Consider the following 17523-nt stretch of genomic DNA (forward strand, 5'->3'; position numbering starts at 1 on the left):
CGTCGACAGCAGCGACCGCCTCGAGGGCGACATCCCTGTCCTACGTGATCCCATCCTCGTTGCAGCTTTCGAGGGCTGGAACGACGCCGGTGACGCAGCCAGCGGTGCGGTCGAACATCTCGAGCTGATCTGGGATGCCCAGCCGCTCGCCGAACTCGATTCAGAGGACTACTACGACTATCAGGTCAACCGCCCCACAGTCCGGCAGGTCGACGGTGTCACTCGCGAAATCGTTTGGCCGGCAACACGTTTGTCGGTCTGTTCGCCTCCTGGCAGCGAGAGCGACATCGTCCTGCTTCGCGGGATCGAGCCCAACATGCGGTGGCGCAGTTTCTGCGAGGATCTGCTCGAGCTGATCGACCAACTGAACGTCAAGACGGTCGTCATTCTCGGCGCCCTGCTCGCCGATACTCCGCACACCCGACCGGTCCCGGTGACGGGCACGGCCTACAGCAGTGAATCCGCCGCCCGATTCAACCTGGAACAGACGCGGTACGAAGGCCCGACGGGCATCACCGGGGTTCTTCAGGACGAGTGCGTTCGTGCTGGTGTACCCGCTATTTCGTTCTGGGCGGCGGTTCCGCACTACGTCTCGCAGCCACCCAACCCGAAGGCCACAGTGGCTCTCCTTCAACGAGTCGAGGATGTTCTCGACATCGAGGTCCCACTCGGGGAGCTCCCGGCTCAGTCGGAGGATTGGGAGGAAGCGGTCAACGAAATGACCGCGGACGATGAGGAAATCGGCGAATACGTGCGCACCCTGGAAGAACGGGGAGACGCCGAAACCGACATCAGCGAAGCAATCTCCAAGATCGACGGCGATGCCATCGCCGCGGAATTCGAGCGCTACCTCAGACGGCGAGGCCCCGGCAGCTTCGGACTGTGAGCAAGAACACTCCAGAAGAAGGCGGAAGTACACAGCGCCCACTGCGCCTCCGGCTTCAGCTGATCGCGCTGTACGCCGGCGGGTTCCTCGGCCCGTTCGGCGGCGGCGTGGTTGCTTCGATCCTTCCAGAGATCGGTGACGATCTAGGGGTCGGTCCGTCGGCGGCCGCCTCTTCCCTCACCGCGTACCTGCTCCCCTTCGCCGCTCTGATGTTGGTGTCGGGGACACTCGGGACGCGGTGGGGCAAGGTTCGGACGGTGCGCATCGCTTACGGCGTCTACGTCCTCGCGTCGTTGGCATGCTTCCTCGCCCCGACACTCGAGATCTTCCTTGCCGCCCGGGTACTGCAGGGCTCCGCGAACGCATTCACCACGCCGCTACTGCTTGCCTCGTTGGCGGCCGCAACACCGCAGGCACGGCTGGGTCGAGCCCTCGGAGCCTTCGGCGCTTTCCAGGCCGCAGGGCAGTCGTCGGCTCCGTTGATCGGCGGACTGGCGGCCGAATTCGACTGGCGTCTGGCCTTTCTCGTCATCGCAGTGGTCGCGGGCATTCTGGGAGCCGTCGGACTTCCGAAGTCCGAAGCACCGGCAGCGACCACTCCCGCCCGTCTCCGCGATGCATTACGCCCCGAAGTGCTCCGCATCGGTATCGCTGCATTGCTCGGCTGGGGCGCCCTCGGTGGACTGAGCTTCCTGCTCGCCTTCCGCTTCGAAGACGAGTTCGGGCTGTCCCCCACCGTCCGCGGCCTACTGCTCACCGTCTTCGGCGTGGCCGGCATCCTCTCGGCCCGGCGCATCGGAATCCTCATCGATCGCATCGGCGCACGCTCCTCCGTGATGATCGGCGCCCTGGGCGGAGCAGTTCTGGTCTCCGTAGTCGGCCTTGCCGGCTTGGTGCCGGTGATCGCGATCGCATGGTTTGTCGCAGGCGTCGCGAGCCAGTTCGTGCTGGTCGGCGTCAACGCGGCGGTCCTCGGATCCGCGGGGCCGAACCGTGGCGGCGCCGTGTCCGTCGTCCAAGCGATGCGCTTCGGCGGCGCCGCTCTTGCTCCCCTGGCCCTGACACCGATTTACGACTCTTCGCCTGCCGCGAGCTTCCTGATCCCCGCACTACTGCTCGCCGTCGTCGCTCCCCTGATCATGCCGAAGCAACGCTGATCGATCTCCGCAATTTCGAATTTGAAGTTGTGTAGGTAGTGAGTTTCTCGGCGAAAGCGACCACCGTTGTCGCGAGGCTGTCAGGGCGAACATTATTCGGAAAATCTTGTGTTTCCGTCGTCGACAGATATTGATACCATTGGAACATGAGCGAATCTGAGTCGGAACCGGAACGGCCGATCGACATTTTTCGGCGATCGGTTGCCGTCATCGAAGAAAATTTGCCTCCTACCTGGTCTTTGTCGACGCAGCGCTCCCCCGACCTGTCCGAGGCGCCACTCCGACTCGACCTCCGCTCCCCTGACGGCTCGGTGGCCAAATTCGGCGTGTACGCCGCTCACGGTGTCCTGAGCAGCGACGTTCCCGGTATCGCCGATCGCTTCCCCACCGGTCAATCGGGCTTCGTGTGCGCAAAATATCTGTCCGAGCCGGTTCGCCGGCAGCTCGATTCCCACGCGATCTCGTACGCAGACGCCACGGGCAACGTGTCGTTGACCGCTGATCGACCCGCCGTCTGGGTGCGTGGACGCGGAGCCGACGCCGATCCGTGGCGGGGGCCCGGACGTCCTTCCGGACAGTTGACGGGCGATCCGTCAGCTCGCGTCGTGCGTGCGCTTGCCGATTTCGCGGCGCCACTGGCGATCACTGCCTTGGTGCGCCTGGCCGGTGCGTCGACGGGAGCAACCTATCGGGTGGTTCAGACACTGTCGGATCGTGAACTGGTGACCAGGCTCCCCCGCGGTGGGATCGGTGACGTCCGCTGGCCGAAGATGCTTCGTGAATGGGCGGCTGAGGCCGGGGCCAAAGCGCCGACGCCTCACGGCTTTCACGCGCCGGACGGGTTGGAAGCACTCTTCGATCAACTGCGTCAGCTCAGCGGTCACATCTACGCCGGTACCGCCTCGGTGGCCGCCGCACCCTTTGCTCGGTACGCGCCCACTCGACGTGCCCACTTCCATGCCGACAACGTCGATCAGTTCGCCGACGCTCTCGGACTACGGCGGGTGGAATCCGGCGGTGACGTGTGGATCACCGCTCCCCTCTCACCGTCTGCCTTCGACCGATTGCTCACCCGCGACGGCATCCGCATCGTCGCCCCCAGCCAAGCGTTCGCCGATCTGCTGGTCGGCCCGGACTCCGACGAGGCGGCGGCCGAGCACCTGCTCACATGGATGATCGAGAACGAATCGCAGTGGCGACGCGCCGCATCCCCTGCTACGGATCGCCCGTAGGAAAAAGAGGGGGCGTCTCTCGCCTACCCTGTCATGGTGGAAGAAACGAGTGCGCCCGATTACGCCGCGTACGCCGACACCAATCGACTGAAGCTGTTTTCGTTCACGATCGCGGAAAAACGGGCCGAGTACCTCTGGGTACTTCGTGCCTTCGACCATGCTCGCGCCAACTACACCGTCCTGCTGCATGCCGGAGCCGTCGCGCACATCCTCGAGAAGATCGGTGGATCGGATCCGGCGGCCGATCTGTCGGCAGCAGAGGTCACTCCCCTGTTGGATCAGCTCCACGTGTGGGAGATCCTCGAGCGCAGCTACGACGGCACCCGCGCGGCCACGCTGGCCGAGTACCGCAATCGCCACTTCGTCTACCAGTTCGGTCAGGCCGGATACCAGGTCTATCGATCAGTCGAAGACGTTCTCGCCGCACGCCTGGACTCGGCGTCGCTCTCGCGTCTCGCTCTGCCGGACCTGCTCGCAGACATGTCCGAACTCGCCGAGGCCAACCGAAGCTCCGACGGCGATCTGATCTTCCGCAAGCTCAAGCGCCTCGACTCGACACTCTCCGACATGGCCGATCGAGCCGCGCACTTCTATCTGACCCTCGGGGACCTCGTACGGACCACGGAGATCACTCCGCAGGCTTTCCTCACGCACAAGGACGCTCTGCTCACGCACATGCGGGAGTTCAGCTCCGATCTGGCGCGCTACGCCCCCAAGCTCAAGGAAGCGATCGAGCACGTCGAATCCACCGGGGTCGATCGCATGATCCGCCTCGCCGCCGCCAGTGACGAACGGGTGTTCGTCCCGATCACCGAACGCGAAGACGACTGGGCTGCACGTTGGCGAGGATTGACCGCCTGGTTCGTCTCCGCGGAATCGGGGATCAGCGAGTCCGAGCGTCTACGTGAGGGCACGATGAGCGCGATCGCCGCGGTTCTGGCGCTCCTTCGCCGCGTCACGGAAACCCGTCGCGGCGGCGTCAGCCGTGAGAGCCAGCTCCGGCACCTCGCCGGCTGGTTCGCCGCCACGCCGTCCGAAGACGCAGCTCATGCTCTGTTCCAGGCAGTGTTCGACCTCGGTCGTCCACGCCATCTCTCGATGGTGCATCCGGACGCCGACATCATTTCTCACTCACGCTCGTGGTGGGAGGCACCGCCGGTCGAGATCGCGCGAACACTCGCCGAAACCGGCCGCCCGCCCTCACCCGGCTTGCCGAGCAAGGTCGCCCGCAACGACGGCAGCATCCGCCGCCTGCGCGAAGAGCAGTTGGCGGCGCAACGTACGCGCAGTGCCGCGGCGCAATCCCTCGCGTCGAACGGTGTTTATCAGCGCGAACTCAACGAGCAGGAGACCGAAGTTTTGCTGAGTCTGCTCAATGCAGCACTGACCGCGCGCGTTCCGGTGGTGGGACGCGTCAAGAGCTCCACCGGTAGTGAGAACGGGGTGAAGCTGACGCTCAGTCCCTCGGACGGTTCGACCACCATCAAGACTGCTCGCGGACGAATGCATCTCGACGGCATCGAGGTCAGTGTTCGATGAGAGCTCGCGAGATCACGCCCCTAGCCCTCGATTCGTACCAACGAGCGGCGCGTGTGATTCTGTCCAATCACCTGATCACCTCGACGTACCCGGATCGAATTGCGTTGCCGCTCTTGCGCCGTTGGGCCACCGAGCTACGTGACGACTTACTGGAGCTGTTCGGATACCGCCTCGAGGTGACAGAGACCACCGCTCGCCTGTTCACGGTGTCGGATCGGCTCAACCCGTCGGCACCGGCCAGAACTGCCTCCGAGCGAACCTTCGATCGCACGCGCTACGCCTACCTGGCGTTGTGCCTGGCCGCGCTGGGCCGCGCCGGAAACCAGATCACGTTGTCGGAGTTGGCCGATCACGTCGCGGCCGACGCCGCGCAGGTCGACGGCGTGGAACTCTCCACCGATCGTGCGTCGGACCGCGACGCCTTCGTCGATGCCGTCGGCTGGCTCGGCGTCCGGGGCGCCATCGCCCTCGCCGACGGTGACGCAAACGGCTGGGCGTCCAATCCCGAAGCGGGAGAAGCGCTCTACGACATCGATCGTTCCGTCGTCGTGGCCCTGTTCCGTCCGCCGCGCGCCCTGCAGCACCTGCACTCCATCCGAGGGCTGCTGGCGGCGGAGACCTCGAGCGCCTCCGAGGACGACGGAATTCCCGTGGACGCGAAAGAGATCGGACGCCGAGTGCGTCGGGCACTCGTCGAGCGCCCGGTCGTACTGGCCGGTGAACTCGATCAGCACGAATTGATCGCGTTGGCGCAGCCCAAGACCGCGTCGGAAGTCGAACTACTGACGGGGTTGGTGGCCGAGCGTCGCGCCGAGGGAATCGCGATGATCGATCCCACCGGCCGACTCTCCGACGTCCGCTTCCCGAGCACCGGAACGATCGCTCAGGTGGCACTTCTCCTGGCCGGCGAGATTGCCGACCGCGTACTCGACGTCGACGCTCCCGAACTGCCGAAACTTCCGATCCCGCACGTGTCGGACGATCACCTGATCGAACAACTCGATGCCGCCATCCCCGAGGCCGGGATCTTCGAGGACCTCGCCGACGAGGACGACGACTTCGTGCTGCCCGCCGGCGAACCGGCCGAGCCACCGCCACCCGTCACGTACCCGAAAATCGACGACGACTGGCTCGCTGACAAGGTCACCGAGTTGGTGGACCAGTTCGGGCGAACTTTCGCGGCGCAGTGGCAGGCCGATCACAACGGGCTGCGCAAGCAGGCGCTCGGGTTGCTGCAACGTCTGCGCCTGACGCATGCGGTCGACGGCGGCGTACTGGTGTTGCCCGTCCTTGCCCGGTACCGCGACGTCGTGGTCTCCGTGCGCGAACGCGATCCTCAGATCGACTTCGCGGTGGACAACTCCGCACCGGATCCGGTCGACGAATTCGGCCCCGAACCTTCCCCCAACGGCGAACTATCAGAGGTAGAGAACGTATGAGCAACGCCCGCTTCCGACCTACTCGGGCTGGAATCATCAACCTCTGGGATTACCGAGACCAAGAGTTCTCGTTCGCCGACGGTCGACTGGTTCTGCGGGGACCCAACGGATCCGGCAAGACCAAGGCCCTCGAGGTCCTGTTCCCGTTCGTCTTCGACGGCCGCATCGAACCGCGGCGCCTCAACCCGTTCGCCGGTGAAGAGCGCACGATGAAGTCCAACCTGCTCTACCGGGGCCAGGACAGCGCGCACTCCTACGTGTGGATGGAGTTCTGCCGCGGCTCCCTCGAAGATCCCGAGTCGGTGACCGTGGGAATCGGCATGCGGGCAACCCGAACCAACGACAAGGTCACCCGCTGGTACTTCGTCGCCGACGGCCGCGTCGGAGTCGACTTCTCGCTGATCGGCAACGACGATCGTCCTCTCACCAAGAAGCAGTTGGCCGAACAACTCGGCAGCGATTCCATCACCGACCGTCCCCTCGACTACCGCACAGCCATCGACGCGCGAATGTTCGGTCTCGGTGTGCAGCGCTACGACCAGCTGATCAACCTCATTCTCACGCTTCGCCGCCCCCAGCTCGCGAAGAACCTCGACCCGAAGGGCCTTTCGCAGGCACTCACCGACGGTCTCCGTCCACTCGACGATCAGTTGGTCCTCGAAGCTGCGCGTTCGTTCAGCGACATGGAGGAAGTCGGCCGCGCGCTCGAGGGGCTCGCGGCCGCCGATCAGGCAGCCCAGAGTTTCATCGGGGTCTACACCAAGTACCTGCGTCAGCAGTCTCGCGGAGAGATCGAACAGGTCAGCACCCGCCTCGCAGCGGTCACCAGAGGTGTTGCCGCCATGGACGAGTCGTCGCTCGCCCAGACCCGCAGCCGTGAGGCGCGGGCAGCAGCCGAGGAGCGCTTCAACCAGGCCGAGCAGGCACTCGAGAACGCGCGCGCCAATGTCGAAGCACTGCAACGCTCGAGCGCGTACGAAGGCAAACAGCAACTCGACGACCTCGCCCAGGCCGTCGCGACGCTCAAGCTCTCGACCGAGCAGCAGGCAGACAAGTCCCGGAAAGCGCAGGCCGCACTCGCTCAACGCGGCGACGAAGCCGACAAGGCTGCATCGTCAGTCAAGCGTGCGGCCGAAGCACTCTCGCGCGCCGAGGACGAACTTCAGGCAGCAGCCGAGGACGCCGGCATCGTCTGGACTCCCCTGCCCGACGGCTCACGCAGTGACCAGATCACGGCAGCCGTCCGTGGCCATGCCGAGGAGCGTGACGGTGACGTACGCGTCGTCCGCACCGCACTGGCGACCGTCGAGAAGGCGGCGACCGAACGAACCCGGGCCGAAAACAGCTCTCGCCGTGGACAAGAGCTGCTCGAAGCGTCCAAGGCGGCTGTACTCGAGGGCGAAGCTGCCGTGGAACTCGCACGCAGTCAGTGCGCCAGCGGGCTGCGCGCGTGGTGGACCGATCACTCCTCCCTGTTTTCGGCTGTCGGCGCCGACACGTCGCTGTTCGAAGCTCTCGACGCGGCGCTCGCCGAGGTCGGCGACGAAGACGCTCCGGCGCTGTCCGCAGTTCTCGCCGAGCACACCGTGGCCGGCACCGAGACGCTGCGCGAGCGTCGACGTGAGGCCGAAGCTGAAATATCTGCATCACACGCCTCCATCGCGGCTCTCAAATCCGAGCGCAAGGCCGTCTCCGCGGAACACGACGACGCTCCGCCTGCCTTCCACGCACGCTCCGACAACCGCAGTGAACTGGGTGGTGCACCGCTATGGCAGTTGGTGCGCTTCGCCGATTCCGTCGAACCAGACGTGGCCACGGGAATCGAATCCGCACTCCAGGCGGCAAATCTGCTCGACGGCTGGGTCTGCCCGGACGAGAAGATTCCCGAGCACGTCAGCGAGCAGTTCCTGACGGCTCTGCCCGTCAAGCAGCGTCCGAAGGGACGAACGCTGGCCGACGTCCTCGAGGTCGAAGGCAATGCCGACGTGCCCGACGCTCGGGTACAGGACATTCTCGCGTCGATCAGTCTCGTCGAGGCGCCGGGCGACTCCGACGCAAGCGTCGCGATCGGCGTCGACGGCCGCTTCTGGCAGGGCGTCGCGCGTGGCCGGCACGTCAAGGCCGACGCCGAGTACATCGGCACCACAGCACGGGCGCGTCGACGCGAGGCTCGGATCACCGAGATCGACGCGGCTCTGGAAGAACTTGCCGCGGCAGTCGATACGGCCAAGGCACTGGTGGCGCAGACCAACGAGCAACTGAGCCGGATCAACTCTGCGGCAAAGGAATTGCCGAAGACAGGTTCGATCCTGCGCGCACTCAAGACGGTCACCGAATCCGCCGGCGCACTCCGTACTCGTTCGGAGGCCACGGAAACGGCACAACGAGAACTCGATGCGGCGATCGCTGATCTCGCGGCGAAGGAAAAGCAACTCCGAGCGACGGCGTCGCAGCACCGGACGCCGCATATCGGCCGTGAACTCGACTCCCTCGCGGCGGCGATCCGTCATTTCGAGAAGCAGGGCGAACTGGCGCTGCGCTGCCGACGGGAGCATGCCAAGGAAGTCGAACTCGAACGCGAGTCTCGCGACCGTCTCGACGAATCACGCGCCAATGCGGAGGAATTCGCCGAGGAAGCCGCCATCGCCGAGGAGAGTCTGCTCCAGCAGGTGCAGCGTCTCGAGACGCTGCGCGACACCCTCGGTGCCAGCGCCGAGCAGATCGACCTGGACCTGGCAAAAGCCCGCGCGAAGATCGAAGAATGCAAGGTCGAACAGCGTGCGGCGCGAAAGGCGTACGACGCCGCCGTCCTCCAGATCGGCACGGCGGAGGGTGCGTACAACACCGCCGTGGAGACCTTGCGTCACACCCTGACCGAAACCCGCAGTGATGCAGAGCGACTCGCACCCTACGCGCGCCCGGACCTTCTCGAGTTGTTGGGCGTCAAGGAACATCTGAGCTGGCCGGCAAGTTCAGCGGCGTGGATGAGCCCCGATCAGTTGGTCTACCGCATCCAGAACGAAGATCGCAGCGAGGACGCAGCCCACCCGCCCGTCCTCCCCGAAGACGTCGACAAGTTGTACCGAGCGCTCGAGGCTGCGACCTCGGCAGTCCGAGTCACCGACGGCGCCCGAAAGGCAACCCGCACGGCACTGACCTCGGCGCTGCAGGACTTCGACGCGCAACTCGCAGCGGCCGGACAGGACTACCGTCTGCAGTGGGATGCACCGGATGGGCTGACCGTCGTACGAGTCCAGGACGATCAGGGCTATTCGTCGATCGGCGAGTTCGCAACGCGGATCCACGACGCTCGCGGCGATCAGGAGCAGTTGCTCACCGAATCCGAGCGTCGCATTCTCGAAGATGCCCTGTTGACGGGATTGGCCCAGCAGATCCACGAGCGCACGGTCGACGCACGCGAGTTGATCGCACAGATGGGCACCGAGATGCGTGAGCGTCGGATGTCCTCAGGCAATACCATCGGCGTTCACTGGGTGCTCGCCGACAACCTCGACGACAGCTCGCGGGCAATCTCCAAGCTGCTGGATCGAGACGCGTCGGCCCTCGGCGTCGATGAACTAGCTACTCTGCGAGCACATTTCGCGACGCAGATCCGTACCGCCCGCGCGGCGCACCCCGAACGCTCGTACCCGGAGATTCTGTCCTCGGCGCTCGACTACCGTCAATGGCGCGTGTTCTCGTTCACCCTCATCAGCGGTGAGGGCAAGGAAGACCGTCTTACCGTCGCGCGGCACAGCGCGCTGTCCGGTGGCGAGCAGTCCGTCTCGCTGCACCTTCCTTTGTTCGCCGCGGCGCACGTCATGTTGGACTCGGCCGACCCGCACGCCCCGCGTCTGCTGGCACTCGACGAGGCCTTCGCCGGTGTCGACGACAACGGTCGCAGCGAGCTTCTCGGCTTGAGCGTTCAGTTCGACCTGGACCTCTTCATGACCGGCTACGACCTGTGGATCACATACGCAGACGTCCCCGGGTGTGCGCACTACGACCTCGCGCACTCCACGGCCGAACAGGCGGTCAGCGCCGCGCTGCTGGTCTGGTCGAACGGTGAGCTGCTTGCCGAGCACGACGGAACGGATCTGGCGAGGGCATTGGGCTCGCCGCTACGGCGCCGGGTACCGACACCAGCCGAAGGTGCGTTGGACTACGCCTAGAAACTGCTGTGCGCCTTTATTAACCGCGGGCGGTTAATAAAGGCGCACAGCAGGGGTTCAGCGAAGCGAAATACCCAGTAGGGCGTCGACGGCATCGGCGAAATCGCCGGGTGCCTGCGTGTCGGATCCGCCGCCCTCGATGGCGCGGCGGGCCCAACCGTCGAGCGCGTCGAGCGCCTTCGGAGTGTCGAGATCGTCGGCCAGGTGCTGACGCAAACGCGCGACAGTGTCAGTGGCTGACGGCGCAGAACCGAGAGCCGCGGCCTCGCGCCACACCTTCAGCCGCGACTGAGCATCCGCGAGGACCTGATCGGTCCACGCGCGATCCTGGCGGTAGTGGCCGGACAGAAGTCCGAGACGGATTGCCGCTGGGTCCACCCCCTCGCCGCGCAGCTTGGAGACGAAGACCAGGTTTCCGCGACTCTTCGACATCTTCTCGCCGTCGAGACCGATCATGCCGGTGTGCACATAGTGCCGCGCGAATCGGCGGTCACCCGTTGCCGATTCGGCATGCGCGGCCGAGAACTCGTGGTGCGGGAAGATCAGATCGCTGCCACCGCCCTGGACGTCGAAGCCGGAGCCGATGCGGTTGAGTGCAATGGCCGCGCATTCGATGTGCCAGCCGGGGCGACCCGGCCCGAAGGGTGAGGGCCACGAGGGCTCGCCCGGACGCTCCGCACGCCAGACAAGTGCGTCGAGCGGATTGCGCTTTCCGACGCGATCGGGATCTCCGCCGCGTTCGGCAAAGAACTTCTCCATCGTCGCGCGGTCGTAGCCCGACTCGTAGCCGAACTGCTCGGTCGCGTCGGCACGGAAGTAGACGTCGGGGAACTCCGCGTCGTCGACGATGTACGCGGCGCCGGACGCCACGAACTTCTCCACCAACTCGACTACTTCGTTCACCGATTCGACGGCGCCGATGTAGTCCTTCGGCGGAAGCACACGCAGCGCTTCCATGTCCTCGCGGAAGAGTGCCGTCTCACGCATGCCGAGGACGATCCAGTCCTCGCCGTCGCGATTGGCTCGCTCGAACAGCGGGTCGTCCACGTCGGTCACGTTCTGGACGTAGTGGACATCGTGTCCGGCGTCGCGCCAGATGCGGTTCACGAGGTCGAACGTGAGGTACGTGGCCGCGTGGCCGAGGTGGGTGGCGTCGTACGGGGTGATGCCGCAGACGTACATCGTCGCCTTCTCGCCCGGGGTGACGGGGCGAACCTGACGGTCGGCTGTGTCGTACAGCCGCAACGGCGGCCCCTGACCGGGAACGGACGGGAGTGCGGTATCGGACCAAGACTGCATGCTGCCGAGCCTAGTGGAGACTGCTCTGAGGCTGGGAAGGTGCTGGCTGATCCTGCTCTGGTTCGGGCGTCGACGCGAGCTTGCTCGGCCACCAGATCTTCTGACCGATGTCGTAGGTCAAGGCCGGGACCAGCAAGGATCGGACGATCAGAGCGTCGAGCAGGACACCGAACGCCACGATGAACGCGATCTGGGCGAGGAACAACAGCGGGATCACCGCCAACGCCGAGAAGGTTGCTGCCAGAACAACTCCGGCAGATGTGATCACCCCGCCGGTCACCGTGAGTCCCCGCAGAGCGCCCGCCCTGGTGCCGATCTTCAGCGCTTCCTCACGCACCCTCGTCATGAGGAAGATGTTGTAGTCGATTCCCAGAGCCACGAGGAACACGAACGCAAAGAGCGGGACCACCGGATCCGCGCCGGGGAAACCGAAGATGTGGTCGAACACCAGCGACGAAATGCCCAGTGTCGCAGCAAACGAGAGCACAACGGTGCCCATGAGAAGCAGCGGTGCGAGAAGCGAACGCAGCAAGAGCGAGAGAATCACGAACACCACGATGATCACCACGGGAATGATGAGTGTCCGGTCCCGTGTCGAGGTGGTCTTCGTGTCGAGGTCGGTCGCAGTGACGCCACCGACCAATGCGTCGGCGCCCTCCACTGAGTGAACTGCATCACGCAGTCGCACGATGGTGTCTTCGGCCTCGAGCGAGTCGGCAGCGTCAGTCAACGTCGCCTGCAGGGAGACTCGCCCGTCGACAACCAGAGGCGCTCCCCCGTTCTGCACGACGCTCACGTCGCTGACACCCTCCACGCGACTGGCTGCCGCAACGGCATCCACTTGGTCTGCATTCGCGATGACCACGGCCGGTGAACCCGAACCCGCGTCGAAGTGCTCGCCGAGAATCTCCTGGCCTGCAACCGAATCGACATCGAGCAAGAAGATGTCGGACGACGAGACACCGCTGGCTTTGAACTGCGGCATCATCATCGCGAAGATCACCAGCACCAGCGTCGACGCCACCCAGAAGCGGCGCGGATGCCTACCGATTCGAGCAGCGAGCCCGGCCCAGAACCGGTGATCGTTCGCCTCGTCGTGGTGCTCGCGGTCGGCATCGAACCTCGGCTTGGTCGGCCAGTACGCCGTCCTCCCGAACAGAACCAGGACAGCAGGTAGGAAGGTCATCGATGCGAGGAAGGACGCGGCGATACCGATGGCGGCCACCGGACCGAGTCCGCGGTTCGAGTTCAGGTCGGAGAGCAACAGGCACAGAACGCCCGCGATGACCGTTCCTGCAGACGCTGCGACAGGTTCGAGCGTCGCGCGCCACGCAGTGCGCATTGCTGCGTACTTGTCCTTCTCGATCCGCAACTCTTCCCGGTAGCGAGAGACCAGCAGTAGCGCGTAGTCGGTGGCGGCACCGAACACGAGGATGAACAGGATGCCCTGGCTCTGACCGTTCAGTGCGATGACGTCCGCGTCCGCGAGCAGATACACGAGCAAGCTCGACAATCCGAGTGCGAAGATCGCCGAGAAGATCACCACGAACGGCAGGATCGGGCTTCGGTAGACGATGATCAGGATCACGATCACGACGGATCCGGCTACCAACAACAGCAATCCGTCGATACCGGCGAATGCTGCCGACAGATCCGCAACCTGCCCAGCGGGGCCGGTGACCTTGACCGTCAGTCCGTCAGGGCTCGACTCCAGCGCCGCGCGCAGCGCTTTCACGCTGTCCTTGACTTCGAGGGTGCTGTCGACCGGCAGGAACATCTGGAGTGCCTGGCCGTCGGCCGACGGGATCGGCGGCGATGAGGCGTCGCCGAATCCTTCGGTACCGACGAACGAATCGACGGTCTGGGACAGGAAGGTGGAGTCGGCGGGCTCGAGGCCACCCGGTCGTTCCGCCACGATGATGGCCGGCACGAAGCGCGTGTCCGTGAAGCTCTCTTGAAGCTTTGCCACCTCGGTCGCTTCGGCCGACGCGGGCAGGAACGACGTGTTGTCGTTCTGCTGCACCGTGCTGAGCTTTCCGGCGAACGGACCGCCGAATCCTCCGATTGCCAGCCAGCCGATCACGAGGAGAGCTGGCACAATCCATCGAAGGCGACGAACAGGACGATTTTGTACTGGTGTGCTCACTGGGTCTCCAGGGATCGGCAGCAGAGGACTTGCCGACTATTTTGTTCAGCATGCTGAGTAATTGCAAACGGAAGGCAGAAAAATGAGCAGCGACGGCCTGGACGACTGGCCCACCGGCCGGCTGTTGTCCACCGCTGCACGCCTGGTGGAGCACTCGTGGGAGAAGGTCTTGCGGTCTCAGGACATGACGCACGCGGGCCTGATCGTGCTCCACTCGATCGCCGGTGGGGCAGCGTCTCAACGCGACATCGCGAAGAACGCCCGAGTCACCGATCAGACGATGAGCCGCACGATCGACCGTCTCGAACGAGCGGGTTACGTCACTCGTGACACCGATCCGAGGGACGAGCGTCGGCGCGTGATCGCGATAACCGACGCCGGAAGACTGACGTACGAGCGACTACTGACGCTCGAGAAGGAAGATGCGGCGTTGACCGTCGGCGTCGGGGATGTCGCCGCGCTGCGCGAACAACTACTGCGATTGGTTCGCTCACCCGGATTGAAGACGGCAACTCGCGAACAGCAGGAAACGTCTCGCGACTAGAAGGCCGGCCAGGGAATCGTTCGATGGCCGTTCGGCTCAGGCATCACCGCGGACTCGGCGAACTGCATCGCCCGCACCGCCAAAGCCACGATCTCTTCCTCGGTGATCAGTTCGGACAACTCGTCGCCGAGATCCCCGTCGAGAGTTGTCGCGAATTCGGCGACGTCGGCGATCAAAGCACCGGGTACGGGCTGCCCGGCCCACCCCCACAACACCGTCCGCAGCTTGTTCTCCGAGTGAAGACAGATTCCGTGATCAACGCCGTACACCGAGCCGTCGACGCCCTCGAGGGCGTGACCACCTTTACGGTCGGCATTGTTGATGAGGACGTCCAGAACGGCCATTCGCTGCAGCCGTGGATCGTCCGCATGGATCAGAGAGACTGGTTCACCCTCCGAGTCGAAGGCCTGCAGGACCTCGAACCACCCCGGCGGAACGTTGCCGGGACTGCACAGGTCCACCATCTCGAGTCCACCAGATCCATCCGCGCGGCGATCGACGGTGTCGATCCATCGCTGCACCATGCCTGGACCGAAAGGGCCGTCCCGCAACACTGTTCGCGGAATCACTCCCCAACCCAGCGCCTCGGACACGCGGTACGACGCGACCTCACGCCCCGCCAGAGTGCCGTCCGGGAAATCCCACAGTGGGCGTTCACCCCGGACCGGCTTGTAGACCACGCGGGTGGACTTCTCCCCCAGAGTTGACTCACATACCAGCGTGGCGTTGCTCGCCGTGGTGATCTGACCGATCAGAGTCAGATCACCCTCGAGCAGCACGTCCGGCACACCAGGTTCGGACACGACGTCAGACCTCGTCGTCGTCTGCGTCGTCGATCGCGAAACCGAAGGACTCGCCGCGTCGGTACCCATTGGTGCGGATGCAGACGTGCCCCTCGGGCGCCAACGGTTCACCACACAGCGGGCACGGCGCGCGTCCCGCCGCGATGACGCGTTCGGACCGCAGCGAAAACTCGCGCGCTTGCTCCGGAGTCAGGAACACACGGACTGCGTCCGGACCGTCGTCGGCGTCGTCGAGGACAACCGATTCGTCGAACTCCGTCTCGCTGACGGCAAGCAGCTCCACGACGACCGCCCCGGCATCGGCGTCCCAACCGAGCCCCATCGTGCCGACCCGGAACTCCGCGTCGAGTGGTGTGACCAGCGGGCTGAGGTCGGAGACGTCGTCGGCTTGTGGCGGAACCTCGGTTCCGAAGCGTCGATGCACCTCTTCGAGGAGTAAGCCCATGCGATCGGCGAGAACCTGAACCTGCTGCTTCTCGAGCAGCACACTCACCACCCGTGATTCGTGCACGGCCTGGAGATAGAAAGACCTGTCACCGGGTTCGCCCACCGTTCCTGCGACAAATCGGTCAGGAGTGCGAAATACGTGAATCGCGCGCGACATTGCACCTCCTCGAGTTCGAGCAGAACATCACTGAATACCCATTATCCGTCACAGCTCACGCACCGACCTCTCCGCCGGGGACGGACTCCTGCGCGGGAGCCGAACCGTTGGTCGCGGCCTTCGCTGCACCGATCGCGGCGAGCACGTCTCCGGTGTCGTTGACGCGAAGAACGAACGGCAGTGTCGCCGTGTAGCGAATCACACTGACCGAGGCGGGCTCGGCGACGATGCGCTGGAACGAATCGAGATGCATCGCAAACGCGTCGGCGAGAACCGATTTGATGACGTCACCGTGCGTGCACGCGATCCAGACGACGTCCTTGCCGTGTTCTTCGGCCAGCCGTGCGTCGTGCTCTCGGATCGCGGCAACGGCTCGCGCCTGTACCTGGGCCAGCCCTTCACCGCCGGGAAACACTGCACCGGAAGCGTGGCGCTGCACCACTTTCCAGAGCGGTTCTTCCAAGAGTTCCTTGAGCGGGCGACCCGTCCAGTCGCCGTAATCGACCTCGATGAGGCGATCCTCGACCACCGGCGTCAGACCACGGTCGACGGCAATGGGGCCGACCGTCTGCTCACACCGCAACAGCGGCGAGCGGACGATCTCCGCGATGTCCAGACCGACCAGCCGATCGACGACGCCTTCGGCCTGTTTCCGGCCGTGGTCGTCGAGTTCCACACCCGGCGTTCGACCGGCCAGGGTATGGGCAGTGTTGGACGTCGACCGCCCGTGCCGCAGTAGGACAACTGTCATTCCACAACCCTAATGGGGCGGTGGCCGCACGGACGGGTGGTCGACGTCGAAACGGGCCCTATGTCGCGGACACGACCCCTGTGGCCAGCAAAGCAAGGACGACTACGCCGAGAGCGATTCTGTATCCGACGAACCAGTACATGGAGTGATCGACAACAAATCGAAGCAGCCAGGCGATCGCTGCGTAACCGACCGCGAAGGCGATGACGGTTGCCACCAGCAACTGCGGACCGCTCGCGTTCAGACCCTCACCGGCCGGCTCGAAGGCATCCGGGAGGCTGAACAAACCGGAGGCGAGAACTGCCGGAATCGCCAACAGGAACGAGTAACGGGCTGCGGCCTCACGGGTGAGTCCGAGGAAAAGGCCGGCACTGATCGTGCCACCCGAACGTGAGACACCCGGGATGAGCGCGAGCGCCTGAGCCGAACCCATGATGATGCCGTCGCGCGCTGTGAGCGATTCGATCGGGCGCGTCTTGCGTCCGTAGTACTCGGCAGCAGCGATGACGAGCGCGAACACGATCAGCATCGTGGCAATCAGCCACAGATTGCGTGCGCCGGTACGGATCTGGTCTTTGAAGAAGAACCCGAGGATGCCGACCGGGATGGTGCCGATGATGACGTACCAGCCCATCCGGTAATCGAGATCGCCCCGGTGCTCGGCATTGAACACACCTCGGAACCAGGCAGTGATGATCCTCACGATGTCGCGTGCGAAGTAGATCAGGACCGCCAACTCGGTGCCGAGCTGCGTCACCGCGGTGAACGACGCGCCGGCGTCACTGCCGAAGAATATCTCCGACACGATTCGCAAATGTCCGGAAGACGAGATGGGCAGGAACTCGGTCAAGCCCTGCACGAGGCCCAGGATCACGGCCTGGAGCCAGGTCATCGCTTCGCCCATCACTCACCGATCCCGGCTGATTCGAATGGGGTTACTGCACACAGGTT

13 protein-coding genes are annotated in these 17523 nt (G+C 64.7%); 7 read left to right on the forward strand and 6 right to left on the reverse strand.

What is annotated here, in order from left to right:
• The first annotated feature begins 31 nt into the window (after positions 1-31).
• The 6 genes from V3587_RS26880 to V3587_RS26905 all read left to right on the forward strand — a co-directional run bounded on the left by V3587_RS26880 (position 32) and on the right by V3587_RS26905 (position 10425).
• On the forward strand, positions 32-886 hold the full coding sequence (locus V3587_RS26880) for a PAC2 family protein (protein WP_223257810.1): 855 nt from the start codon (positions 32-34) through the stop codon (positions 884-886).
• A complete protein-coding gene (locus tag V3587_RS26885) occupies positions 883-2043 on the forward strand; it encodes an MFS transporter (protein WP_050655280.1) in 1161 nt (386 codons plus the stop codon). The genes V3587_RS26880 and V3587_RS26885 overlap by 4 nt, the downstream gene beginning before the upstream one ends.
• A gap of 146 nt (positions 2044-2189) precedes the next feature.
• Complete coding sequence (locus V3587_RS26890; RefSeq protein ID WP_007733759.1) at positions 2190-3275, forward strand: hypothetical protein; 1086 nt, start codon at positions 2190-2192, stop codon at positions 3273-3275.
• 33 nt (positions 3276-3308) lie between these two features.
• Entirely contained in the window at positions 3309-4814 is a 1506-nt protein-coding gene (locus tag V3587_RS26895; RefSeq protein WP_007733760.1) for a TIGR02677 family protein, read from the forward strand.
• The gene (locus V3587_RS26900) at positions 4811-6253 is read left to right on the forward strand and encodes a TIGR02678 family protein (protein WP_058226710.1); all 1443 of its coding nucleotides are present in this window, start codon (positions 4811-4813) and stop codon (positions 6251-6253) included. Before V3587_RS26895 ends, V3587_RS26900 begins: the two co-directional genes overlap by 4 nt.
• On the forward strand, positions 6250-10425 hold the full coding sequence (locus V3587_RS26905; RefSeq protein ID WP_283377431.1) for a TIGR02680 family protein: 4176 nt from the start codon (positions 6250-6252) through the stop codon (positions 10423-10425). Before V3587_RS26900 ends, V3587_RS26905 begins: the two co-directional genes overlap by 4 nt.
• Positions 10426-10482: 57 nt before the next feature.
• On the opposite strand, the gene mshC is transcribed toward V3587_RS26905, so the two are convergent.
• Entirely contained in the window at positions 10483-11724 is a 1242-nt protein-coding gene (gene mshC / locus V3587_RS26910) for a cysteine--1-D-myo-inosityl 2-amino-2-deoxy-alpha-D-glucopyranoside ligase (RefSeq protein WP_047270508.1), read from the reverse strand.
• 10 nt (positions 11725-11734) lie between these two features.
• Positions 11735-13825 carry an MMPL family transporter gene (locus tag V3587_RS26915; protein WP_411742247.1) on the reverse strand — a complete coding sequence of 697 codons (2091 nt, stop codon included), beginning with the start codon at positions 13823-13825 and terminating at the stop codon, positions 11735-11737.
• Positions 13826-13952: 127 nt separating this feature from the next.
• Here V3587_RS26915 and V3587_RS26920 point away from each other — a divergent pair, with 127 nt between their 5' ends.
• On the forward strand, positions 13953-14414 hold the full coding sequence (locus V3587_RS26920) for a MarR family winged helix-turn-helix transcriptional regulator (RefSeq protein WP_003946187.1): 462 nt from the start codon (positions 13953-13955) through the stop codon (positions 14412-14414).
• On the opposite strand, the gene V3587_RS26925 is transcribed toward V3587_RS26920, so the two are convergent.
• Genes V3587_RS26925 through V3587_RS26940 form a run of 4 tightly spaced genes read right to left on the reverse strand, consistent with a single transcriptional unit; the run spans position 14411 to position 17476 of the window.
• Entirely contained in the window at positions 14411-15217 is an 807-nt protein-coding gene (locus V3587_RS26925) for an SCO1664 family protein (RefSeq protein WP_030537533.1), read from the reverse strand. The genes V3587_RS26920 and V3587_RS26925 overlap by 4 nt on opposite strands.
• A 4-nt stretch (positions 15218-15221) precedes the next feature.
• A complete protein-coding gene (locus tag V3587_RS26930) occupies positions 15222-15821 on the reverse strand; it encodes a DUF3090 domain-containing protein (RefSeq protein ID WP_003946200.1) in 600 nt (199 codons plus the stop codon).
• Positions 15822-15876: 55 nt separating this feature from the next.
• Entirely contained in the window at positions 15877-16572 is a 696-nt protein-coding gene (locus tag V3587_RS26935; RefSeq protein ID WP_003946173.1) for a histidine phosphatase family protein, read from the reverse strand.
• 58 nt (positions 16573-16630) lie between these two features.
• Complete coding sequence (locus V3587_RS26940; protein WP_030537531.1) at positions 16631-17476, reverse strand: undecaprenyl-diphosphate phosphatase; 846 nt, start codon at positions 17474-17476, stop codon at positions 16631-16633.
• Between the last annotated feature and the right edge of the window lie 47 nt (positions 17477-17523).

The sequence above is a fragment of the Rhodococcus sp. IEGM 1306 genome (genome assembly GCF_036541985.1).
GTDB lineage: Bacteria > Actinomycetota > Actinomycetes > Mycobacteriales > Mycobacteriaceae > Rhodococcus_F > Rhodococcus_F qingshengii.

Bases quoted from the DNA above. Each gene is read 5' to 3' on its own strand.
- V3587_RS26890 (WP_007733759.1), top strand. From the start codon at position 2,190: ATGAGCGAATCTGAGTCGGAACCGGAACGGCCGATCGACATTTTTCGG.
- V3587_RS26895 (WP_007733760.1), top strand. From the start codon at position 3,309: ATGGTGGAAGAAACGAGTGCGCCCGATTACGCCGCGTACGCCGACACC.
- V3587_RS26900 (WP_058226710.1), top strand. From the start codon at position 4,811: ATGAGAGCTCGCGAGATCACGCCCCTAGCCCTCGATTCGTACCAACGA.
- V3587_RS26905 (WP_283377431.1), top strand. From the start codon at position 6,250: ATGAGCAACGCCCGCTTCCGACCTACTCGGGCTGGAATCATCAACCTC.
- mshC (WP_047270508.1), bottom strand. From the start codon at position 11,724: ATGCAGTCTTGGTCCGATACCGCACTCCCGTCCGTTCCCGGTCAGGGG.
- V3587_RS26920 (WP_003946187.1), top strand. From the start codon at position 13,953: ATGAGCAGCGACGGCCTGGACGACTGGCCCACCGGCCGGCTGTTGTCC.
- V3587_RS26930 (WP_003946200.1), bottom strand. From the start codon at position 15,821: ATGTCGCGCGCGATTCACGTATTTCGCACTCCTGACCGATTTGTCGCA.
- V3587_RS26935 (WP_003946173.1), bottom strand. From the start codon at position 16,572: ATGACAGTTGTCCTACTGCGGCACGGGCGGTCGACGTCCAACACTGCC.
- V3587_RS26940 (WP_030537531.1), bottom strand. From the start codon at position 17,476: ATGGGCGAAGCGATGACCTGGCTCCAGGCCGTGATCCTGGGCCTCGTG.